18 protein-coding genes and 1 other RNA gene are annotated in these 16,909 nt (G+C 40.6%); 4 read left to right on the top strand and 15 right to left on the bottom strand.

The window, feature by feature from the left end:
* Positions 1 to 611: 611 nt before the first annotated feature.
* Positions 612 to 812, top strand: a complete 201-nt coding sequence (locus E0E32_RS12705) for a cold-shock protein (RefSeq protein ID WP_066193285.1) — start codon at positions 612 to 614, stop codon at positions 810 to 812.
* A gap of 116 nt (positions 813 to 928) precedes the next feature.
* On the opposite strand, the gene E0E32_RS12700 is transcribed toward E0E32_RS12705, so the two are convergent.
* Positions 929 to 1,489, bottom strand: a complete 561-nt coding sequence (locus tag E0E32_RS12700; protein ID WP_130859883.1) for a hypothetical protein — start codon at positions 1,487 to 1,489, stop codon at positions 929 to 931.
* Positions 1,490 to 2,024: 535 nt separating this feature from the next.
* Between E0E32_RS12700 and E0E32_RS12690 the strand changes: the two genes are divergently transcribed.
* Positions 2,025 to 2,420 carry a ribonuclease HI family protein gene (locus E0E32_RS12690; RefSeq protein ID WP_130859881.1) on the top strand — a complete coding sequence of 132 codons (396 nt, stop codon included), beginning with the start codon at positions 2,025 to 2,027 and terminating at the stop codon, positions 2,418 to 2,420.
* Here the strand turns inward: E0E32_RS12690 and E0E32_RS12685 are convergent.
* From E0E32_RS12685 to E0E32_RS22275, 8 genes are all read right to left on the bottom strand, one after another.
* Entirely contained in the window at positions 2,415 to 2,693 is a 279-nt protein-coding gene (locus E0E32_RS12685; RefSeq protein WP_066193274.1) for a DUF6123 family protein, read from the bottom strand. The two genes, E0E32_RS12690 and E0E32_RS12685, sit on opposite strands and share 6 nt — an antisense overlap.
* A 48-nt stretch (positions 2,694 to 2,741) precedes the next feature.
* Positions 2,742 to 3,878 (bottom strand): THUMP domain-containing class I SAM-dependent RNA methyltransferase, encoded by a 1,137-nt coding sequence (locus E0E32_RS12680; RefSeq protein ID WP_130859880.1) that lies wholly within the window; start codon positions 3,876 to 3,878, stop codon positions 2,742 to 2,744.
* Between the two features lie 107 nt (positions 3,879 to 3,985).
* An RNA gene (rnpB, locus tag E0E32_RS12675) (RNase P RNA component class B) lies at positions 3,986 to 4,379 on the bottom strand.
* A 69-nt stretch (positions 4,380 to 4,448) separates the two neighbouring features.
* Complete coding sequence (gpsB, locus tag E0E32_RS12670) at positions 4,449 to 4,736, bottom strand: cell division regulator GpsB (protein WP_066193272.1); 288 nt, start codon at positions 4,734 to 4,736, stop codon at positions 4,449 to 4,451.
* A 75-nt stretch (positions 4,737 to 4,811) separates the two neighbouring features.
* Positions 4,812 to 5,357, bottom strand: coding sequence for an SLOG family protein (locus E0E32_RS12665; RefSeq protein WP_066193270.1), 546 nt, complete (start codon positions 5,355 to 5,357; stop codon positions 4,812 to 4,814).
* Positions 5,358 to 5,641: 284 nt separating this feature from the next.
* Positions 5,642 to 5,965 (bottom strand): CotD family spore coat protein, encoded by a 324-nt coding sequence (locus E0E32_RS12660; protein ID WP_078060122.1) that lies wholly within the window; start codon positions 5,963 to 5,965, stop codon positions 5,642 to 5,644.
* A 91-nt stretch (positions 5,966 to 6,056) separates the two neighbouring features.
* Positions 6,057 to 6,434, bottom strand: a complete 378-nt coding sequence (locus E0E32_RS12655; protein WP_286171905.1) for a DUF1798 family protein — start codon at positions 6,432 to 6,434, stop codon at positions 6,057 to 6,059.
* Positions 6,435 to 6,614: 180 nt separating this feature from the next.
* Positions 6,615 to 6,758 carry a hypothetical protein gene (locus E0E32_RS22275; RefSeq protein ID WP_161485719.1) on the bottom strand — a complete coding sequence of 48 codons (144 nt, stop codon included), beginning with the start codon at positions 6,756 to 6,758 and terminating at the stop codon, positions 6,615 to 6,617.
* 681 nt (positions 6,759 to 7,439) lie between these two features.
* On the opposite strand from E0E32_RS22275, the gene recU reads away from it, so the two are divergent.
* Positions 7,440 to 8,066 (top strand): Holliday junction resolvase RecU, encoded by a 627-nt coding sequence (recU, locus tag E0E32_RS12650; RefSeq protein WP_130859879.1) that lies wholly within the window; start codon positions 7,440 to 7,442, stop codon positions 8,064 to 8,066.
* Entirely contained in the window at positions 8,044 to 10,887 is a 2,844-nt protein-coding gene (locus E0E32_RS12645) for a PBP1A family penicillin-binding protein (protein WP_066193265.1), read from the top strand. The genes recU and E0E32_RS12645 overlap by 23 nt, the downstream gene beginning before the upstream one ends.
* 902 nt (positions 10,888 to 11,789) lie before the next feature.
* On the opposite strand, the gene nth is transcribed toward E0E32_RS12645, so the two are convergent.
* From nth to E0E32_RS12615, 6 genes are all read right to left on the bottom strand, one after another.
* Positions 11,790 to 12,449, bottom strand: a complete 660-nt coding sequence (nth, locus tag E0E32_RS12640) for an endonuclease III (protein WP_066193261.1) — start codon at positions 12,447 to 12,449, stop codon at positions 11,790 to 11,792.
* A gap of 14 nt (positions 12,450 to 12,463) precedes the next feature.
* The gene (locus E0E32_RS12635; RefSeq protein WP_130859878.1) at positions 12,464 to 13,141 is read right to left on the bottom strand and encodes a DnaD domain-containing protein; all 678 of its coding nucleotides are present in this window, start codon (positions 13,139 to 13,141) and stop codon (positions 12,464 to 12,466) included.
* A gap of 497 nt (positions 13,142 to 13,638) precedes the next feature.
* Positions 13,639 to 14,931, bottom strand: coding sequence for an asparagine--tRNA ligase (gene asnS / locus E0E32_RS12630; protein ID WP_130859877.1), 1,293 nt, complete (start codon positions 14,929 to 14,931; stop codon positions 13,639 to 13,641).
* Positions 14,932 to 14,945: 14 nt separating this feature from the next.
* Entirely contained in the window at positions 14,946 to 16,127 is a 1,182-nt protein-coding gene (locus E0E32_RS12625; protein ID WP_066193255.1) for a pyridoxal phosphate-dependent aminotransferase, read from the bottom strand.
* Positions 16,128 to 16,150: 23 nt separating this feature from the next.
* Positions 16,151 to 16,684, bottom strand: a complete 534-nt coding sequence (locus tag E0E32_RS12620) for a cell wall elongation regulator TseB-like domain-containing protein (RefSeq protein ID WP_066193254.1) — start codon at positions 16,682 to 16,684, stop codon at positions 16,151 to 16,153.
* The gene (locus E0E32_RS12615; RefSeq protein WP_235817581.1) at positions 16,647 to 16,823 is read right to left on the bottom strand and encodes a YpmA family protein; all 177 of its coding nucleotides are present in this window, start codon (positions 16,821 to 16,823) and stop codon (positions 16,647 to 16,649) included. Before E0E32_RS12615 ends, E0E32_RS12620 begins: the two co-directional genes overlap by 38 nt.
* Positions 16,824 to 16,909: the final 86 nt, after the last annotated feature.

Below are 16,909 nucleotides of genomic sequence, written 5' to 3'. Positions count from 1 at the left end.
TCATTGAAACGTTTGAACTGATTATAAACGATTCTGTAATCGTTTTCAAGTGTTTTGTGAAATTTTTTCTACTCAGGGATATTACTTTCACTTTCTCCTATGAAACAACTCTATATAAATTGAACTTATAAATGTAACAAAACGTGTGACAAACAAGTCTTTGCTCGCATTATTTCCTGATAATAACTAGTTTGATCCATTCGTGTGAATAACCATTCACACGCCTTTCAGTTCTGCTGCGTAAATGGATCAAGAGCACATACCAGATTATATAGATAGGTGAGAAAACTTTCATTAGATAGGAAAGAAGAATGTCAGAAATTGAACAACAGGAACATCTGTTTATTCCAACTATTCAAAGACAAATGTAAGTGGTTACTCCCTTATAAATAAAGGATTTTTTGTCGATTCCCCCCTTGACGTCATTGGAAAAATAAGCTATAGTGTTTACAAGCAAAGAAGATGTTTGGGTTCATTATGATCAGGTAGCTTCTACAAGGAGTAAAGGGAATGATGATCCTATACTTCTGTAGTTGCTACCTTTTTCATTATCCACCATCTTGTTTGTATTACCACGTTATTTGCGTGAAAGCTTTTAGGAGGAACGTAACATGGAAAACGGTACAGTAAAATGGTTCAACGCAGAAAAAGGCTACGGCTTTATTCAATTGGAAGAAGGAAATGATGTATTTGTACACTATTCCGCCATCCAAGAAGAAGGTTTCAAAACGCTAGAAGAAGGTCAGGAAGTATCATTTGAAATCATTGAAGGCGAACGCGGTCCACAAGCTGCTAATGTTGAAAAAAAATAATAGATCATATAAAAAGGCGGTGCGGATGCATCGCCTTTTTCTTGGTTGGTTTTGGGGTAATTATTCACTTAAGGAGTACTTCTTATCGGTCCCCTGCCACCTAAATTAGTTATGTCCTAATACGTTGTAACCGTATTAATATAATTCGTATAATCATGATATTTGTAATATACATATTGAATTTTCTCTGTAAACACTACTCTATGACCATCCGTTTCACTTTTACCATAGTACCGTTCTTTCCACCAGGCTTTGGGAATAGACTGACTTACATAAAAACCAGCAATTGCTGTCACAATACCTGTTGTTAAACCTATAAAAGAAGCTAAAATACCAGCAACCAATGCAATAGATTCTACAGTAAGGCTTGTAGAGTTATTAACCGTTCTATCATAAGTGAATCCACTTGAAGCACTAGGTGAAACCGCTCCCAAATCAAAAGCATCCTCTGAAGCAGATTTACTAATCAGCTTGTCCATTTCTAATAACTCACGTTCAGATTCTACGTACTCTTCCGTTTCTTTCTCAGCAAAATTCACCTCACCAGTCTGTAAATTTTCATACTTCACTTTATTTTCATTAATCTGAGTAACTTTATAGGCATCATTCCCATTTTCGTCTTTGGTGATATAAAAGTCTTCTTTTTGAACAAGTTGAGTCTCATTCGTTCTTATCAAAGAAATCTCGCAGAAAGTCTTTTTTAATAATATATTTAAAAAAGAACAAAATTACTACAACTCCGGCGGGCATTAAAGAGAATACCCACAGTGGATGATCTGGAGCTTCTCCTGGAGGTGCTTTTGTTAAAAAATAATACAGAACGATAGAATAAATAATGGACAATGTAGTAGCGGTCATGTTAAGTTTTTTCTCTTTTATAATCTCACTCTCCTTTCCAAAAATAGTAGGATAAGGAACCAATGAGAATTTAGTAAGTTCATAGTAACATATATTAGTATAAAAACAACCCCCCTTACCGATATTTGTATATTAATTTACAAATATGGACTCCCCCACTGTTTGTCTATCGTAACAAAACTTCTCTTTGGAAATTCGGAAAATAGGTTTGTTTTTGTAAGCGCTATAATAAAACACGATCATTTGCAGGAATAAAAGCAATATGGTACTTTAATATACAAGTTGAATCCTTCCAAACACCATGCAAGCTGGACGTCATGCGAAACACGAATAGAAACAAGGGAGAAATAGTATATGATAGAGGTTTATACAGACGCTGCCACCAGGGGCAATCCCGGTCCAAGTGGTATTGGTATTTATATGAAACAAGGGAACCGTCAATGGGAGGAGTATGTTTTTATTGGTGAACAAACCAACCACGAGGCGGAATTTATTGCATTGATTAAGGGGTTGCAGCTATGTCAGGAGCACTTTCCTGATGAGATTATTTCTTGCCGCACCGACTCCAAGGTGGTTGCCGATGCATATGAAAAGAATTATGCCAAGAATAAACCTTTTCAATCTTATCTAGAGCAAATCAATCATATTGCCGCCAGCTTTTCTTATGTATTTGTAAAATGGATTCCTGAAAAACAGAATAAACGAGCGGATCTTTTGGCGCGGAAGGCATTAAATCAACAGGGATCATGAAGTAATCAAGCCATTTTGCTGCAGTAAGGCAATGGCTTGATCTTCATGTGCCACTTGATGCTGATTAAACAGTTCCAATAAACTGATATAGAAGCTTCGGTCAAAGGTTAATTGCAGCTGTAAAGTAAAGCGGATGGCTAACTGGACATGTTCTACAGAGGAATCCGTGTATTTATGACCAAAATAGATAAAGTTTACTTCATCGTCTGTTAGCTTAAAGCCTTTAGACCATAAATGCTCTAAAAAGTAGGCCAGCCTCTCACTATCTCTCATGTTAACCCTCCCCCTTTTCTAGAAAATTCACTATATTGAAAAGGCCATTTATCGTTTCCTTTGACCAAAGTATTGGTAATAATCAGTTCTGATAAAAGCATTAAACAGCTTTCGTTTCTTGGATGCCTCTTTGCCGAAGAGCTGTTCAAAGTTTTCGTTTGCCGTTAAGATATAGATATTCCAGGACGGATAATCACGCAATGTCTCCCCGAGTCTTCGATAGGTCTCTTCCACTTGTTTTCTATCCCCTATTCGTTCCCCGTATGGCGGATTACTGACAATATAACCGCCTTCTGCTTTGGAATGAAAATCCGCTGCCTGCATCTGTTTCCAATCAATCAAGTCAGCCAGTCCAGCCTCTAGTGCATTCTCGCGAGCTATTTCAGGCATCCGCGGATCTAAATCCGAACCATAAATCGCTAACGGACGATCATATTCCGCGACATCTTCCGCTTCCTCCAGCGCCTCTTCCCAATAGTTAGACGGAACAAATCCCCATTCCTCTGCCGCAAAGGAACGATTAAAACCGGGGGCAATGTTCTGTCCAATCAAGGCAGCCTCAATGGGAATCGTGCCTGAACCACAGAATAGATCATAAAATGGGGCATCTGCACGCCAATTGGTCAGTTTGACTAAGGCAGCGGCTAATGTTTCCTTTAAAGGAGCCTCTCCTTGGTGAAGACGATAACCTCGTTTATGTAATCCCGCACCAGATGTGTCTAATGTCAAGCTTACCTCATCTTTTAACAGCGCTACTTCGATTTTGTGAAGTGGCCCTGTCTCTGGAAGCCAGTTAGCCACCCCGTGCTTTTGTTTTAATTTCTCGACAATCGCCTTTTTCACAATCGCTTGACAGTCTGGCACACTGTATAAAGTAGATTTATGTGATTTTCCTGTGACAGGAAACATCCCCTCTTCAGGGATATACTGATCCCATGGCAGCGCCTTCGTCTGTTCAAAGAGCTCATCATAGCTATATGCTTTGAACTCCCCCACTAATAATTTGACTCGGTCTGCTGTTCTAAGCCATAAATTACAGCGCGCAATCGCCTTTACATCCGCTTCAAATCGTACTTTTCCATTTTCTACGGTTACCTCATGATACCCTAAGTCGCGCACCTCTTTTGCAACGATAGCCTCTAAACCCATTGCTGCAGTAGCAATCAAGGTTACCTTATTCTTCATTATGTCATTCCTTTCAGCATATATTACGAGCGATACATATAAGAATAAAACCCCTTTTTAACATGTAAAAAGGGGTTTCGTTACTATAGACAAGGACCAAATGAATATGTCATAAGCCATGTTCTGTCCTTTTGTGTACTACAAGCGGTGGTCAGCCTCGTACAAAAGGCGTAATCATCTGTCTACAAGCAAAAGCTTGTCCTTCGTTCGGTTGAATTCCCTACTAAAAGATGCCCCTACCAATATTTGGGTTGCTCACTCGAGGGGTTTACCTCGTTCCACCTAAATCGTTTCCTCTTTAGCTACGTCACTGTGGCACTTTCAAGGTATTCACACCCTATCCAGTCGGACGTAGGTGTTTTCCCTGCCGTTAACCATGAAAGCATGGTTACCTTGACTTATGATTTCGTCAAGCACGAACACTACAGGCATCTCAGCCTGTGTGAGCATGGACTTTCCTCTACATATCCTCTAAGGGATGTGCAGCGATTACTTCCACATTCATTCATTAAAGCCTCTACCATTTTACCATGAATCGCACAATAGTCAATGGAAAAACAGCCCAAACGTCTACTCCTCAAACTTTTTGCCAAACACTTCTTTTTCCAAGTTCGATAATCGTTTTAATACATCATAATTGACTTGATGATTGGATGTAGACGGACGTAACCTCGTTTGTTCAGTGCTTTTCTTCATGCGGTCATTCTCTTGCTGTAGTCGAGCTATTTCATCTTGAAAGAATTCATAATCTTGAATAATCGTGTCTAAAAATTCATCGACTTCCTCTTGATTGTAACCTCTCATGGAAGTTTTAAATGTCTTTTCCAAAATTTCTTTGCCATTCAGTTGATTTGCCATTCTCTCCACCTCATTTAATCAGTCCATTTTCGTTTGTAAGCAAGTCACACTACCCAAGATGAACCGGCTGCCTATTCAAAAAAAGTCTTGTTGTTCTCGTACCACTTCTTCTAAATCCTCTGGTGTAATGTACATCAACAAGTACTGCCTTTGATCAACTGCAACCTTGATCTTGTCCAACAAAAAGTGCACACTTCCAGGATGTTCCTCATCCACTAGCAATAAGGCCCCTTCTGTCTTATCAATCAGCCAGCGGTCTTTATTGATGAGTTGATATGCTGCTTGATAGGTTTCGTTATATAAAGGCTGAAAATGGTCCGCCTTTTCCGTTATTTTCAAATATTTTTCTTGATAAATGTCCGGCCATCTAGATTCATATTCTAAAAAAGGAGGAAATATGCCTAATTTAATGGGATACATTTGCTTTAAGTCCAGAATAACTTCTGCTGCCCATAATTCCACTCCCATTTGACCCGTCATAATCACCCATTCGAGTCCTTCTTCCAATAAAGCAATTAACCGCTGTTTTAATGCTAACTTCACGTAAGGGATACGCGGATCATTCTCATTACGAATTTGGAGTTCATGGGGCTTATTACCTGAAATTGTAATAATTTTCACTTTATGACCCTGCCTTTACCTCGTTCGCTGCGTCCGTGAGTCTCCCTGTATAAACAAATACAGCTAAAACAACAGGAACTTTATATCCTGCTATGTCTTACTTTACCTTAGTATAAAACAAATAACAAATATATTCTAGTCTTACTGTCAGACAAACTTTTTTGCCGCCTTCGCTGCGAATGATCTGATCCATATCACAGATCCTATTTTCCCCATGCAAAAAAACCTGTCATAACGTCTGATTATGACAGGTTTGCACACGCAGGACTTCCTGATTCAAGGAGCTAGCAACCGCAGGAACCGTTCCCGTTTGGATTCATGGATTGGTTCTGGTTCATCGGATTCATGGAGTTGTTCATTGGGCCCATTTGCTGCGGCATCATGCCACCACCATTTACATTCACCGAATTAACCGTGTTTTGGTTAGAGGTAGTATGTGGATAATAGTGTGCATTCTTTACTAAATGATGATTTACTACATTGGTATGGGATGGGTGAATATGGTTAACAAGGCTCTCGCTACAGGTATGAACCTCATTACACTTGGTTGGATGAACAATGGTTTTCGTAGGCATTCCACAACCCATGTTAGGTCGACAATGTCTCATTATAAGTCACCTCACTATTTATTATTCCATACTAGCGTATGTCATGCGTGAGAGATTGTCTAAGACACTTACCTATGCAGAGCTAATTTTTTTATTGTTTGAGATCCTGCTTCAATAATTCCATCACGTACAAAACCGATTGATGTAATTCCATATACCGTGATTTTGGGGTATCGATATAATAACTATGCAGCAACAACAGCTTCATGTTTTCCTCTGTAGAGTCGACTTGCTGCGGATGAACACGCACTTCACGGTCCTGTACGAAAGGAACAGCCTCTTGATACCATTGATCAATTAAGGTAAAGATGGGGTCCGTTTCTTCCTTTACTAGTGAAAAAAAGTCAGGATCTCGTCTATTGTCCGGGCGCTCATGCGTCAAATATCGTTGTTGCAATTGGAGCAAAATCTCTTCCAGTGATTCTATATAGGTTAGCAGCATAAATAATGAACCGCCTTTCTGCCTCATTACTATATAAATTGAATGAAATAATTTCTCATGGATCTGTATAGCTGCTCTTGAACCATTCGTGTGAGTGGATCAAACAAAGTATTATCAGGACATCAAGCGAGCAAAGACTTGCTTATCACACGTTTTTATACGTTCAATTTATATATACACCCTAACATGTTTTACGAAAGAATGCCATTACGCCCCCTCTTTTATCGGCACATATACTTCCTGCTCCTCTGATTCTGGCCATGTTTCTTCTATTTGTTCATATAAATGAATTAATCGTTCTAATTTCTGCTGGCACACTTCTTTTCGATACATCGTGGAATACATATCCATCTCTTCATTCCTCCTCGTTTTTATCGCTTACCTAACCTATTCGATAAAAAAAATAATACTCCTCTAGCACTGACAAAACTAGAACTTACCTGACAGAAAATGCAGTGATGATGTATGTTTCACCTAAAATTCGTCAAACTAATACCAAAAGGAGGTTTTTCCAAAATGAAAGAAAAGAAACAGCGAAAAAACGACAAAAATCGAGATCGTACCATTCCAACGCAAAATGATAAAAAAATCAATGGACCCAACCGTCCTTCTACTTAGATGAAGGAAAAACCGGGCAAACCGCGCCCGGTTCTTTATGACAATATACGTTGAACGTGTAACAAAAACGCGTAATAAGCAAGTCTTTGCTCACATAATTGTCTGATAATACCTCGTTTAATCCATGTTCGTTTCAGGTCAACATCATTCCAAGTCCTATTATACCAAGGATTCTATTCTTTCTTTACTTAGAACAACTACTGTCATGGTCCGTTCATGACGGTCGCTTCTTTTCCTTCCGAATACCCCCGAATTTTGTGTATTTTTTGCGAATGTATAAAGGTCTGGCACCTTGTAATAGCAAGCGTTTTTAATACTTATTCATTGAAGATTTTCGCTACATAGCGTATGATAAATCTAGCCAACTTTTAGTTTGAAAGTTGGGTGTGTTGATGATATGTAGGAGGGAAAAACATGCAATATCCAAATGGAAGGAGATCATCAGCCAAATTTAATCATTCAACCAATAAACAAACGGTTTACAGTAATCGTGGCATGACACTAGAAGACGATATTAATGAAACGAACCAGCACTATCTAGCAAACAATACAGCGATTATCCATAAAAAGCCTACACCTGTTCAAATTGTTCATGTGGATTATCCAAAAAGAAGTGCAGCGGTTATCAAAGAGGCCTATTTTAAACAAGCCTCTACCACTGACTACAACGGCGTTTATAAAGGCAGACATATTGATTTTGAAGCGAAAGAAACGAAAAACAAACATTCTTTTCCTTTAAACAATATTCATCAACATCAAATTGATCACATGAAACAAGTCGTAGCACATCAAGGAATTTGCTTTGTTATTATTCGATTTCATGCTACTCAGGAAACCTTTTTATTCCCAGCGGAAAGCTTGTTTATCTACTGGGAAAACCAATTTTCCGGAGGCAGAAAATCAATTCGTTATGAAACTTTGAAAAAGGAAGGGCATATAATCCCTGTTCGATATCAAGCAAAGGTGGACTACCTCTCTGTTATTGACAGTCATTATATGAAGAACGGAGGAAAAGCTTATGGCGGAACAAGGCCAGAGTAGGACAGCAAGACGAAAACAACAAAAAGATCAGAAAAAGCAAAATAAGCCATTGTGGCGAAAAATAGCAAGATACGCCCTTATTGCCATTCTATTAATTGGACTAGGTGTGGGTGTGTTATTCTCTTATTACATTATCACGGCGCCGAAACTAGACGCCTCGATATTATCCGACCCAACTACAAGTAACTTATATGATATAAATGGTGATATTTTTGCCAAAATTGGCGCCGAGAAACGCACAAAGATTTCATATGATGATGTGCCTACGGTGTTAGAGGATGCCATCCTGGCGACAGAAGACATCCGCTTCAAGGATCACATTGGGATTGACTTCCGACGAATCGGCGGAGCAGTCCTTGCCAATGTGCGGGATGGGTTTGGCGCGCAAGGTGCCAGTACGATTACCCAACAAGTGGTAAAGGGATATTTTTTATCGAATGACAAGAAATTGAAACGAAAGGTGCAAGAACAATGGCTTGCCCTTCGCTTGGATGCCCAGTACTCCAAAGAAGAAATCTTTGAGATGTATGTCAACAAAATTTATTATGGCGCTGGTGCGCATGGTGTGGCGATGGCAGCAGAGATTTATTTCGGCAAAACGGACTTAAGTGAATTAACCTTGGCGGAGGCAGCGATTTTAGCTGGCTTACCTCAAAGGCCATCTGCTTATGACCCGTTTGTCAATCCAGAGCTGACCAAAGAACGCATGAACACCGTATTAAACTATATGGTACTTCATAATAGAATTTCTGAAGAAGAGGCCGATGAAGCGCGAAACGTCAACATCGAAGATCTATTGGTAGATAAAAAACCTGACTTTGTCAAATATGAATCATTTATTCAACAAGTACGCGATGAAGTACAAGAAAAAACGGGTGCCGATATTTATGAAGATGGCTTAGAAGTACAGACCACCCTTGATCCAAGGGCACAAGAACATGTCGAATCCCTATTAAATAGTGATGAGACATTTGGCGGAGATGATGAGTTACAAGCAGGTCTAGTCGTGACAGATACCAAAATGGGTGCCATTCGTGCAATTGGCGGTGGTAGAAACCGTGAAAATGATGGCTGGAACTATGCCATCGATGGAGATGGTCGTCAAGGTGGATCAGCCATGAAGCCGATTATGGCCTATGGACCTGCCATCGAATATTTACAATGGTCGACCTATCAGCAGCTTAATGATGATAAGCCTTATTCCGTAGCAGGGACAGATTCGGAGATTAGAAACTGGAACCGACAATATCAAGGCTGGATGAGTGCTCGTTACGCCTTAGAATGGTCCTTAAACGTACCAGCAGTCAAGACCTATGATGAGGTTGATCATGGTGATGTCACGGAATTTGCTAATAATTTAGGGCTTGATTTCGAAGACATTTCTGTTCGCGATGTTATTGGAGGAACTGGTAATGGGGTGACTCCACTACAAATGGCTGGTGCGTACGGGGCATTTGGTAACGAAGGAATTTACCATGAACCTTATTCTGTAACCAGTATTACGTATCCGGATGAAAGCACCGAAGAACTGCAATCCGAAGAAGAAATCGCGATGTCGGATTATACGGCATATATGGTTACCGATATGTTAAAAACCGTTGTCGAAAGTGGTACAGGAACGGCGGCCAATATTTCCGGTTTACCGGTAGCAGGTAAAACAGGAACCACCAACTTACAAGACGAACCTGGAAGCCCAGATTCATGGTTTGTTGGCTATACAACGAACTATACCGTTTCTGTTTGGACAGGATATGACGAACGGAAGGCTATTGAAGACACCAATATAGCGAAATATTTATTTAAGGATACGATGACATTCTTATCCGAAAATATTGAAACACAAGACTTTAGCCGCCCCGACTCCGTTGTGGAAGTCGAGGTAGAAGATGGCTCTAACCCAGCCAAACGGCCAAGTAGCTATACGCCTAGCTCACAAATAGTAACCGAGCTTTTCGTTAAAGGAACCGAGCCAGATTCTGGTGCTATTTCCGAGAAGTTTGACGAGCTTGATCCTGTCTCTGGTTTAAGTGCAGAGTACTCCGAAGAAGAGGATAAAATCACTGCCAGCTGGGATCATGATGACAGTGATGTGGAATTCAGGGTTTCTGCTGGAACTGATGGAGACGTCGAAGAACTAACCACCACATCGAACAATCAAGTGGAAATCTCCAATGTAGAAAGAGGAGAAACTTATACCATTGAGGTCATTGCACAAAATGATGAAATGGAAAGTGAAGCAGCTACCACAACGGTGACGGTGGAGGATGAGGAGACAGAGGAATTACCTGCTGTCAGTCAATTACAGCAATCCTTTAATCCGGATAATCGCTCTGCTATGATTAGCTGGCAGTATGATCATGAAGAAGCCGTTGAATTTGAGGTTAGCGTGCAGCAAGGTGGGGAAAATGTAGATGAATTCACAACAAGTCAGCAATCCGTGAATATTACACAGTTGGAATTGAATACAACCTACACCATCCATGTGACGCCTGTATTAGATAATACGAGAGGTCCTTCTGCCAGCGTACAGGTCGCAACTGATGCCCCTGAGGAGGAAGAACCTGAGGAAGGCAATGAAGAAGAGCCTACTCCACCTGACGAAGGCGACGAAAGTCCTCCGGAAGAGGATAATTCCGGCGGTGATAATTCAGGTGAAGGAAATGGCGGAGAGAATAACGGTGATGACCAAGGTGAGCAAGAAGGCGATAACCAACAGCAAGAACAAGAGAATAATGACAATTCTGAGGATGAGCAAGAAAACACTGGAGATGGAGAGCAAGAGCAGCAAGGAAACGTAGTTGATGAATCCTCAGAAGAATAAGCAAAAAGCAAGATGGACTTTAGCATCCATCTTGCTTTTTTTCTAAAGATAAGAAAGCATAAAATCCTTGGTATAGTAGGACTTGGAATGATTTTGACCTTGAATGAACGAGAGTACCGATAAGATGGATGATGTAAAGTATCTAGTTCCATTATTCCATGTGGTAAAGTTGATTGTTTGTCAGTGCTAGGAAATGCTCCGGAAATAGGTTCCGCTTTCCGCGAGCTTGGCTCAGCCTCCTCGTCAGCAAAGATCGCTTCCTGCGGGGTCTTCACACTGCGCTATTCTCGCAGGAGTCTCCACCTATTTCCTCCGCTGGGGAGTAGTACTACAATCAAATGACTGTTAGAATGTAGAATTCTAGACACCATTATCATGCTAAATAAACTTGTTGAGAGCATGATTCGATCTTACATTATGGTTTTTATAAATGAAAGAACCATTTTGTAGCGTCATCCATACGCAGTCGAAATATCATTTGAGGATTTTTTTGTTTTGCTACAACACTGTCTAGGTACCTAGAACCCCTCATTCTTGCAGTGACAACCATTGTTGTACTTTTACCTAGCGGAGGGAATATGCGGAGACTCCTATGGGACCAGGACGAGCTGAAGATCCACTAAAAAGTGCTCTTCTTTTTAGTTAGCTGAAGCCGGCCCCATGGAAAGCGTAGCATATTCCCGCAGCGCTTGCTTTGCACAGATAAAACGATCAAACTTACCACTCCAGAAAGTGGTCTACTTTACATAATCATTTTATCGGCAATTCAGTGGCTACATTGAGTGGTCGGTATAGGACCGGGCGAATTATGCCCGGTTTTTCTGAGGGTTAAATCATTTATACAATAGCCGAAAGTAAAGCTCATTTTCAGATCAACAATCGTTCTAAGTGATTTTTTGTTATTAACTATGAGCCTCCTGTTTCTTCATGCGCTTTTTACCTTCTCGGCATAGCTCCAATAAAGGACAGACCTCACATTGCGGGCTTTTTGCTTTACAATGGTACCTGCCGAAGAAAATCAAGCGATGATGCGTATTGCTCCACTCTTCTTTTGGTATTTTTCGCATCAAGGTCTTTTCCACTTCTAAGACACTATCTTTCCAGCGACATATCCCCAAACGCTTGGACACCCTTTCGACATGAGTATCCACTGCAATAGCTGGTTCTCCAAATGCAACCGAGGCAACCACGTTCGCTGTTTTCCGACCAACACCAGCCAGTCCCTCCAATTCTGCCTTTGTATGAGGTACCACGCCATCATGATCATCTATTAATGTCTGACATAACTTACGAATATTTTTCGACTTATTTCGATATAAACCAATCGAACGAATATCTTGCTGCAATTCCTCAATGGAAACGGCAAGATAATCCTCTGGTGATTTATATTTTTGAAAAAGGGTTCTCGTCACCTTATTTACAAGCGCATCGGTACATTGGGCAGATAACACAACGGCTATCAGTAATTCAAACGGGTTATCATGTAATAATTCGCATTTGGCATCTGGATACATGTCTTCTATGCGATCCAATACGATCTCTATTTCTTTTTTTGTCAGCATGGTAATCCCCCCTTCTATTCCTCCAGCCAATTATAATACAGAGATTTATCATAACGGGTATCTGTTTGTTTCGTTTGTTTCGTTCCTATGTTTTGATGGAATTCCTTGCTGGATTGCTGCGCTTGTTGTGGTGATTGGATACCTTTCTTCTTCCACTCCATTAAGATCCGGTCAATATATTTGAAATTAACCTTCCCCATTAATACCGCTTCCCTTAAGGCAGCATAAATAAGCGAGATTTCATGGTGATCCTCATCCAGCCAATTATTAATCATCTCAATTTCAAAGGGAGATAAAGCTCGACCAAATTCTTGTTCAAATTTCTGGAATACTTCTCCAACTTTCTCGTGAAGCGATTCAACTGGCTGCTCCTTCTCATGGTATAATCGTTCCCATAAAGGATCTAAAGAGTAATATTCATTAATCATATCATTGCTTCTATTCTCTTCTATCTGGAGTAAATTTTGTTGAATGAGTTGACGTAATAAATGGGAACATTGATTACTGGATATCGATAAATGCTCGGCAATACCCTCGGGTGTTGGAAATGGGTTTCCCTCCCGCTGAGCTAAATAAATCTGCAAAATAATGGCCAACTGCATTTCATTAATGGACAATAATGCATAGTGCCTAATCAACTCGGCGGGAACGTTGATTTGATCCTGTATGACTTTTTGTAAGTGTTCATTCATGTTGATCCTCCTCGTATGCTTGATGTTGATTAGTTAAGAAGAGTATTTGGCTGTATCGTTGATCTTGTAGCTATGAGCAACGGAACAATGCTTCCTCTCAAACGATTTCTTACGATGAGAAGCTTTGTTTAAGGTAGTCTACTTTCCTGCGTAGTGAGTTTGATCGTTTTACCTGTGCGGCGGGAATATACTGCACTTTCCGCGAGGGTGGCTTCAGATAACTAAAAAGAAACACGGTGAGAGAACATTCTGTGCTCGAATCGTTTGTTGACTTATGCCTCGCGGGTAAAAGCACAACCATTTCCAGAGCGTTTCCTCGCACTGACAAGCAATCCGATTTACTACATGGAATAGATGGACTAGTTACTTAACATCATCCACCATCGACAGCTTTACTCAAAGCACCATTTTATGTTTTGTAGTGTCCGTATGATTTCCAACTAAAGCTACTGAAATAGCGTAATCCTTTGCGAGTTGGGGCAAAGGATTACACTTGGTTAAGGATATAGTCGATTGAGTAGTCTAGGAAATGGAATGGTTTCTCTGACGTGTTCTACGCCGCTAATCCAGGCAACCGTCCGTTCCAGACCTAGTCCAAAGCCGGCATGCGGTACACTGCCATACTTACGTAACTCTAAATACCACTCATAAGCGTCACCTGATAATTGGTGCTCCTGATAACGCTGTTCCATTAAATCCAAATCATCGATTCTCGCCGATCCTCCGATAATTTCGCCATAACCCTCTGGGGCAATTAAATCGGCACACAACACAACATCTTCTCGTTCGGGATCTGGTTTCATATAGAACGCCTTAATGGACTTCGGATAATGGGTGATAAATACGGGTTGATCATAACTTTCGGCAATCGCAGTTTCATGCGGTGCACCAAAGTCTTCCCCCCATTCAATATCGGTAAAACCTTTTTCTTTTAAAAATTCAACGGCTTCATCATAGCTGATTCGCGGAAAAGGAGCCTTGATTTTCTCTAAGGCAGCTGTATCCCTTTCTAAAGTGAGCAGCTCTAGCTGACAATTAGCTAGCACGGATTCTGCAATATATTGTACATACTGCTCTTGAATAACCAGACTCTCCTCATGAGTTACAAACGCCATTTCCGGTTCAATCATCCAAAACTCAATCAGGTGTCTTCTTGTTTTGGATTTTTCTGCACGGAAAGTTGGACCAAATGAAAAAACACGATTGAAAGCCATAGCGGCTGCTTCCATATATAACTGGCCACTTTGCGACAAATATGCCTCTTCCTCAAAATATTGCGTATGAAAGAGTTCGGTGGTACCTTCTGCGGCAGCGCCTGTTAAAATAGGCGGATCAATCTTGGTAAAGCCTTCCCTTTGGAAAAACTGATAGGTTGCTTGGATGATTTGATCCCTTATTTTCATAATGGCATGCTGTTTCTTGGAACGAAGCCACAAATGGCGATGATCCATTAAAAATTCCGTACCATGATCCTTTGGTGTAATCGGATAGTCGACCGCTTCATGAATCAGCTCTAAATGGCGGACCTGCAGTTCGTAACCAAATGGCGAGCGTGAATCCTCAACCACGGTACCCGTTACGTACAAAGAAGACTCCTGTGTCAGCGATTTAGCTAACTGAAATATCTCTTCTGATACAGCGGACTTGACCACTACACCTTGAATAAAACCGGTGCCATCCCGCAGCTGCAGAAAGGCAATCTTACCACTGGAGCGCTTGTTATTTAACCAAGCACCGATGGTTACTTCTTGGTCTACATAAGCAGACACACGATTAATTGTCGTTTTCATGTTCTTTCCTCCACTTACTGATGATTCTCTACAAAACGTTTGATACGCTTCGCTGCTTCTTCTAATTGCTCTAAAGAAATGGCATAGGATAGCCGTACATTTTCTGGTGCACCAAATCCTGATCCAGGTACTAGCGCCACTTTCTCTTCTTCTAACAACGCCGTCACCCATGCATCTACAGAATCAAAACCATTTTGTTTTACCGCCTTTTGTACGTTAGGAAATAGATAAAAGGCACCCTTTGGTTTGACACATTCAACACCTGGAATGGCCACCAGCCACTCATACAATTTCTCTAATCGTTCACTAAAGGCTTGACGCATTTCTTCAACCGGTGCTTGTGAACCAGTGTAAGCCGCCTCAGCCGCTACCTGTGAAATGGAAGTAGGATTAGAGGTAGAATGAGAAGCTAAGTTCGACATTGCTTTAATAATCTGTTGATTACCAATTGCATAACCAATACGCCAGCCGGTCATGGAATGGGATTTAGATACTCCGTTAATGATAATGGTTTTATCTTTTAGAGCACTTGATAGCTCGGCAATAGACACATGTTTTGTCGATGTATAGATCAGTTTTTCATAAATTTCATCCGATACAATAAAGATATCATGACGCAGACACACCTCACCTAAGGCAGCCAGTTCTTCTTTTTCATACATGACACCAGTTGGATTGCTTGGGGAGTTAATAATAACGGCTTTTGTTTTTTCCGTAATCGCCTGTTCTAATTGTTCTGGTGTCAGTTTAAAATCATTTTCTTCTTCTGCTTCGACAAAGACCGGATTCCCTTCTGCCAATTTGACCTGTTCTGGATAACTAACCCAGTAAGGCGCAGGAACAATCACTTCATCGCCTTTATTTAACAATACTTGAAACAAGGTGTATAATGCATGCTTAGCACCCATCGTTACAATGATTTGATCTAATCCATAGTCCAGACCTTGATCTGCTTTTATCTTGGTTTGAATGGCTTGTTTTAACCCAACCGTTCCCCCAGCAGGAGTGTACTTAGTGAAGCCCTCGTCCATCGCCTGTTTGGCCGCCTCTATAATCGGAGCGGGGGTATTAAAATCAGGTTCACCTGCACCTAAGCCGATCACGTCATGTCCAGCCTGCTTCAACTCCTTTGCCTTTGCAGTAATCGCTAGGGTTGATGAGGGGGTTAATGTTTGTACTCTGTTTGCTAATTGCATACTTTTCATTCACCTTTCTTTATTTAATTAAATGTAGGATCTAAGGTTAATCGATTGTAGCTCTTGTCTTCCAATACGACATTCTCATAAACTAGTTGTTGGGATGGATTAAAGAACTTAATTTCGAGTATTGGTGTTTCCTCGTCAATCCCAATCGTGTCACCTAAATATTCACAGCCGTCACAACGATCGGACCATTCTGACAATAAGGTATCTTTCGAATGAAACGGTTCCTTATCGAAGCTTTGGAATTGCCAGTCTTCTTCCTCCGGCCGATGCATAAATACGAACTGTTCGGTTCCTTCTTCGTTACTACCGTCTATTACATAATAGACATAATCGCCATGATAACGTTCAACGGAATCAATCTCTGCTATATCGGTATTCTCTATTGCCAATTCCTCGATATCGCTCGGATCCCCTTCTGTTTTATTTTCCAATGTGTCTTGATAAAGCGAATAAAGATAAATAAAACAACCAATGATTATCAAAAGCACGATCACAAAAACCAACCAAAATTTATTGAATTCGATAGATGCTGAAAATTGCCTTCTCATGATTTTCCTCACTTAATGTTAGTCCAAATGTTAAATTATCTTGCTTTAATGTGCGATTTAAGCTGTCAACCAGCTTATACAAATCATCAGAATAGTGTACCTCAACGGTAGATAATGTCGTTTTAGTAGATCGATTGATTTTTCTCCACCTCCAAGCAACCCTTTCTGATTTTGCATTACTACACAGATGAATTACGGGCCGCATCCGTGGTTAGGATGAGCTTG

Source organism: Gracilibacillus phocaeensis (assembly GCF_900626275.1).
GTDB classification, from domain to species: domain Bacteria; phylum Bacillota; class Bacilli; order Bacillales; family Amphibacillaceae; genus Gracilibacillus; species Gracilibacillus timonensis.
Note: the sequence above shows the minus strand (reverse complement) of the source record. Positions and strands in the feature narration are given on the sequence as shown.

What these genes read in the sequence shown, in the direction of transcription:
- E0E32_RS22275 (WP_161485719.1), bottom strand. Translation starts at nt 6,758, where the DNA reads ATGGATATGTATTCCACGATGTATCGAAAAGAAGTGTGCCAGCAGAAA.
- asnS (WP_130859877.1), bottom strand. Translation starts at nt 14,931, where the DNA reads ATGAAAACGACAATTAATCGTGTGTCTGCTTATGTAGACCAAGAAGTA.
- E0E32_RS12620 (WP_066193254.1), bottom strand. Translation starts at nt 16,684, where the DNA reads ATGAGAAGGCAATTTTCAGCATCTATCGAATTCAATAAATTTTGGTTG.
- recU (WP_130859879.1), top strand. Translation starts at nt 7,440, where the DNA reads ATGCAATATCCAAATGGAAGGAGATCATCAGCCAAATTTAATCATTCA.
- E0E32_RS12645 (WP_066193265.1), top strand. Translation starts at nt 8,044, where the DNA reads ATGGCGGAACAAGGCCAGAGTAGGACAGCAAGACGAAAACAACAAAAA.
- nth (WP_066193261.1), bottom strand. Translation starts at nt 12,449, where the DNA reads ATGCTGACAAAAAAAGAAATAGAGATCGTATTGGATCGCATAGAAGAC.
- E0E32_RS12625 (WP_066193255.1), bottom strand. Translation starts at nt 16,127, where the DNA reads ATGCAATTAGCAAACAGAGTACAAACATTAACCCCCTCATCAACCCTA.
- E0E32_RS12660 (WP_078060122.1), bottom strand. Translation starts at nt 5,965, where the DNA reads ATGAGACATTGTCGACCTAACATGGGTTGTGGAATGCCTACGAAAACC.
- E0E32_RS12680 (WP_130859880.1), bottom strand. Translation starts at nt 3,878, where the DNA reads ATGAAGAATAAGGTAACCTTGATTGCTACTGCAGCAATGGGTTTAGAG.
- E0E32_RS12705 (WP_066193285.1), top strand. Translation starts at nt 612, where the DNA reads ATGGAAAACGGTACAGTAAAATGGTTCAACGCAGAAAAAGGCTACGGC.
- E0E32_RS12685 (WP_066193274.1), bottom strand. Translation starts at nt 2,693, where the DNA reads ATGAGAGATAGTGAGAGGCTGGCCTACTTTTTAGAGCATTTATGGTCT.
- E0E32_RS12690 (WP_130859881.1), top strand. Translation starts at nt 2,025, where the DNA reads ATGATAGAGGTTTATACAGACGCTGCCACCAGGGGCAATCCCGGTCCA.
- E0E32_RS12635 (WP_130859878.1), bottom strand. Translation starts at nt 13,141, where the DNA reads ATGAATGAACACTTACAAAAAGTCATACAGGATCAAATCAACGTTCCC.
- gpsB (WP_066193272.1), bottom strand. Translation starts at nt 4,736, where the DNA reads ATGGCAAATCAACTGAATGGCAAAGAAATTTTGGAAAAGACATTTAAA.
- E0E32_RS12655 (WP_286171905.1), bottom strand. Translation starts at nt 6,434, where the DNA reads ATGAGGCAGAAAGGCGGTTCATTATTTATGCTGCTAACCTATATAGAA.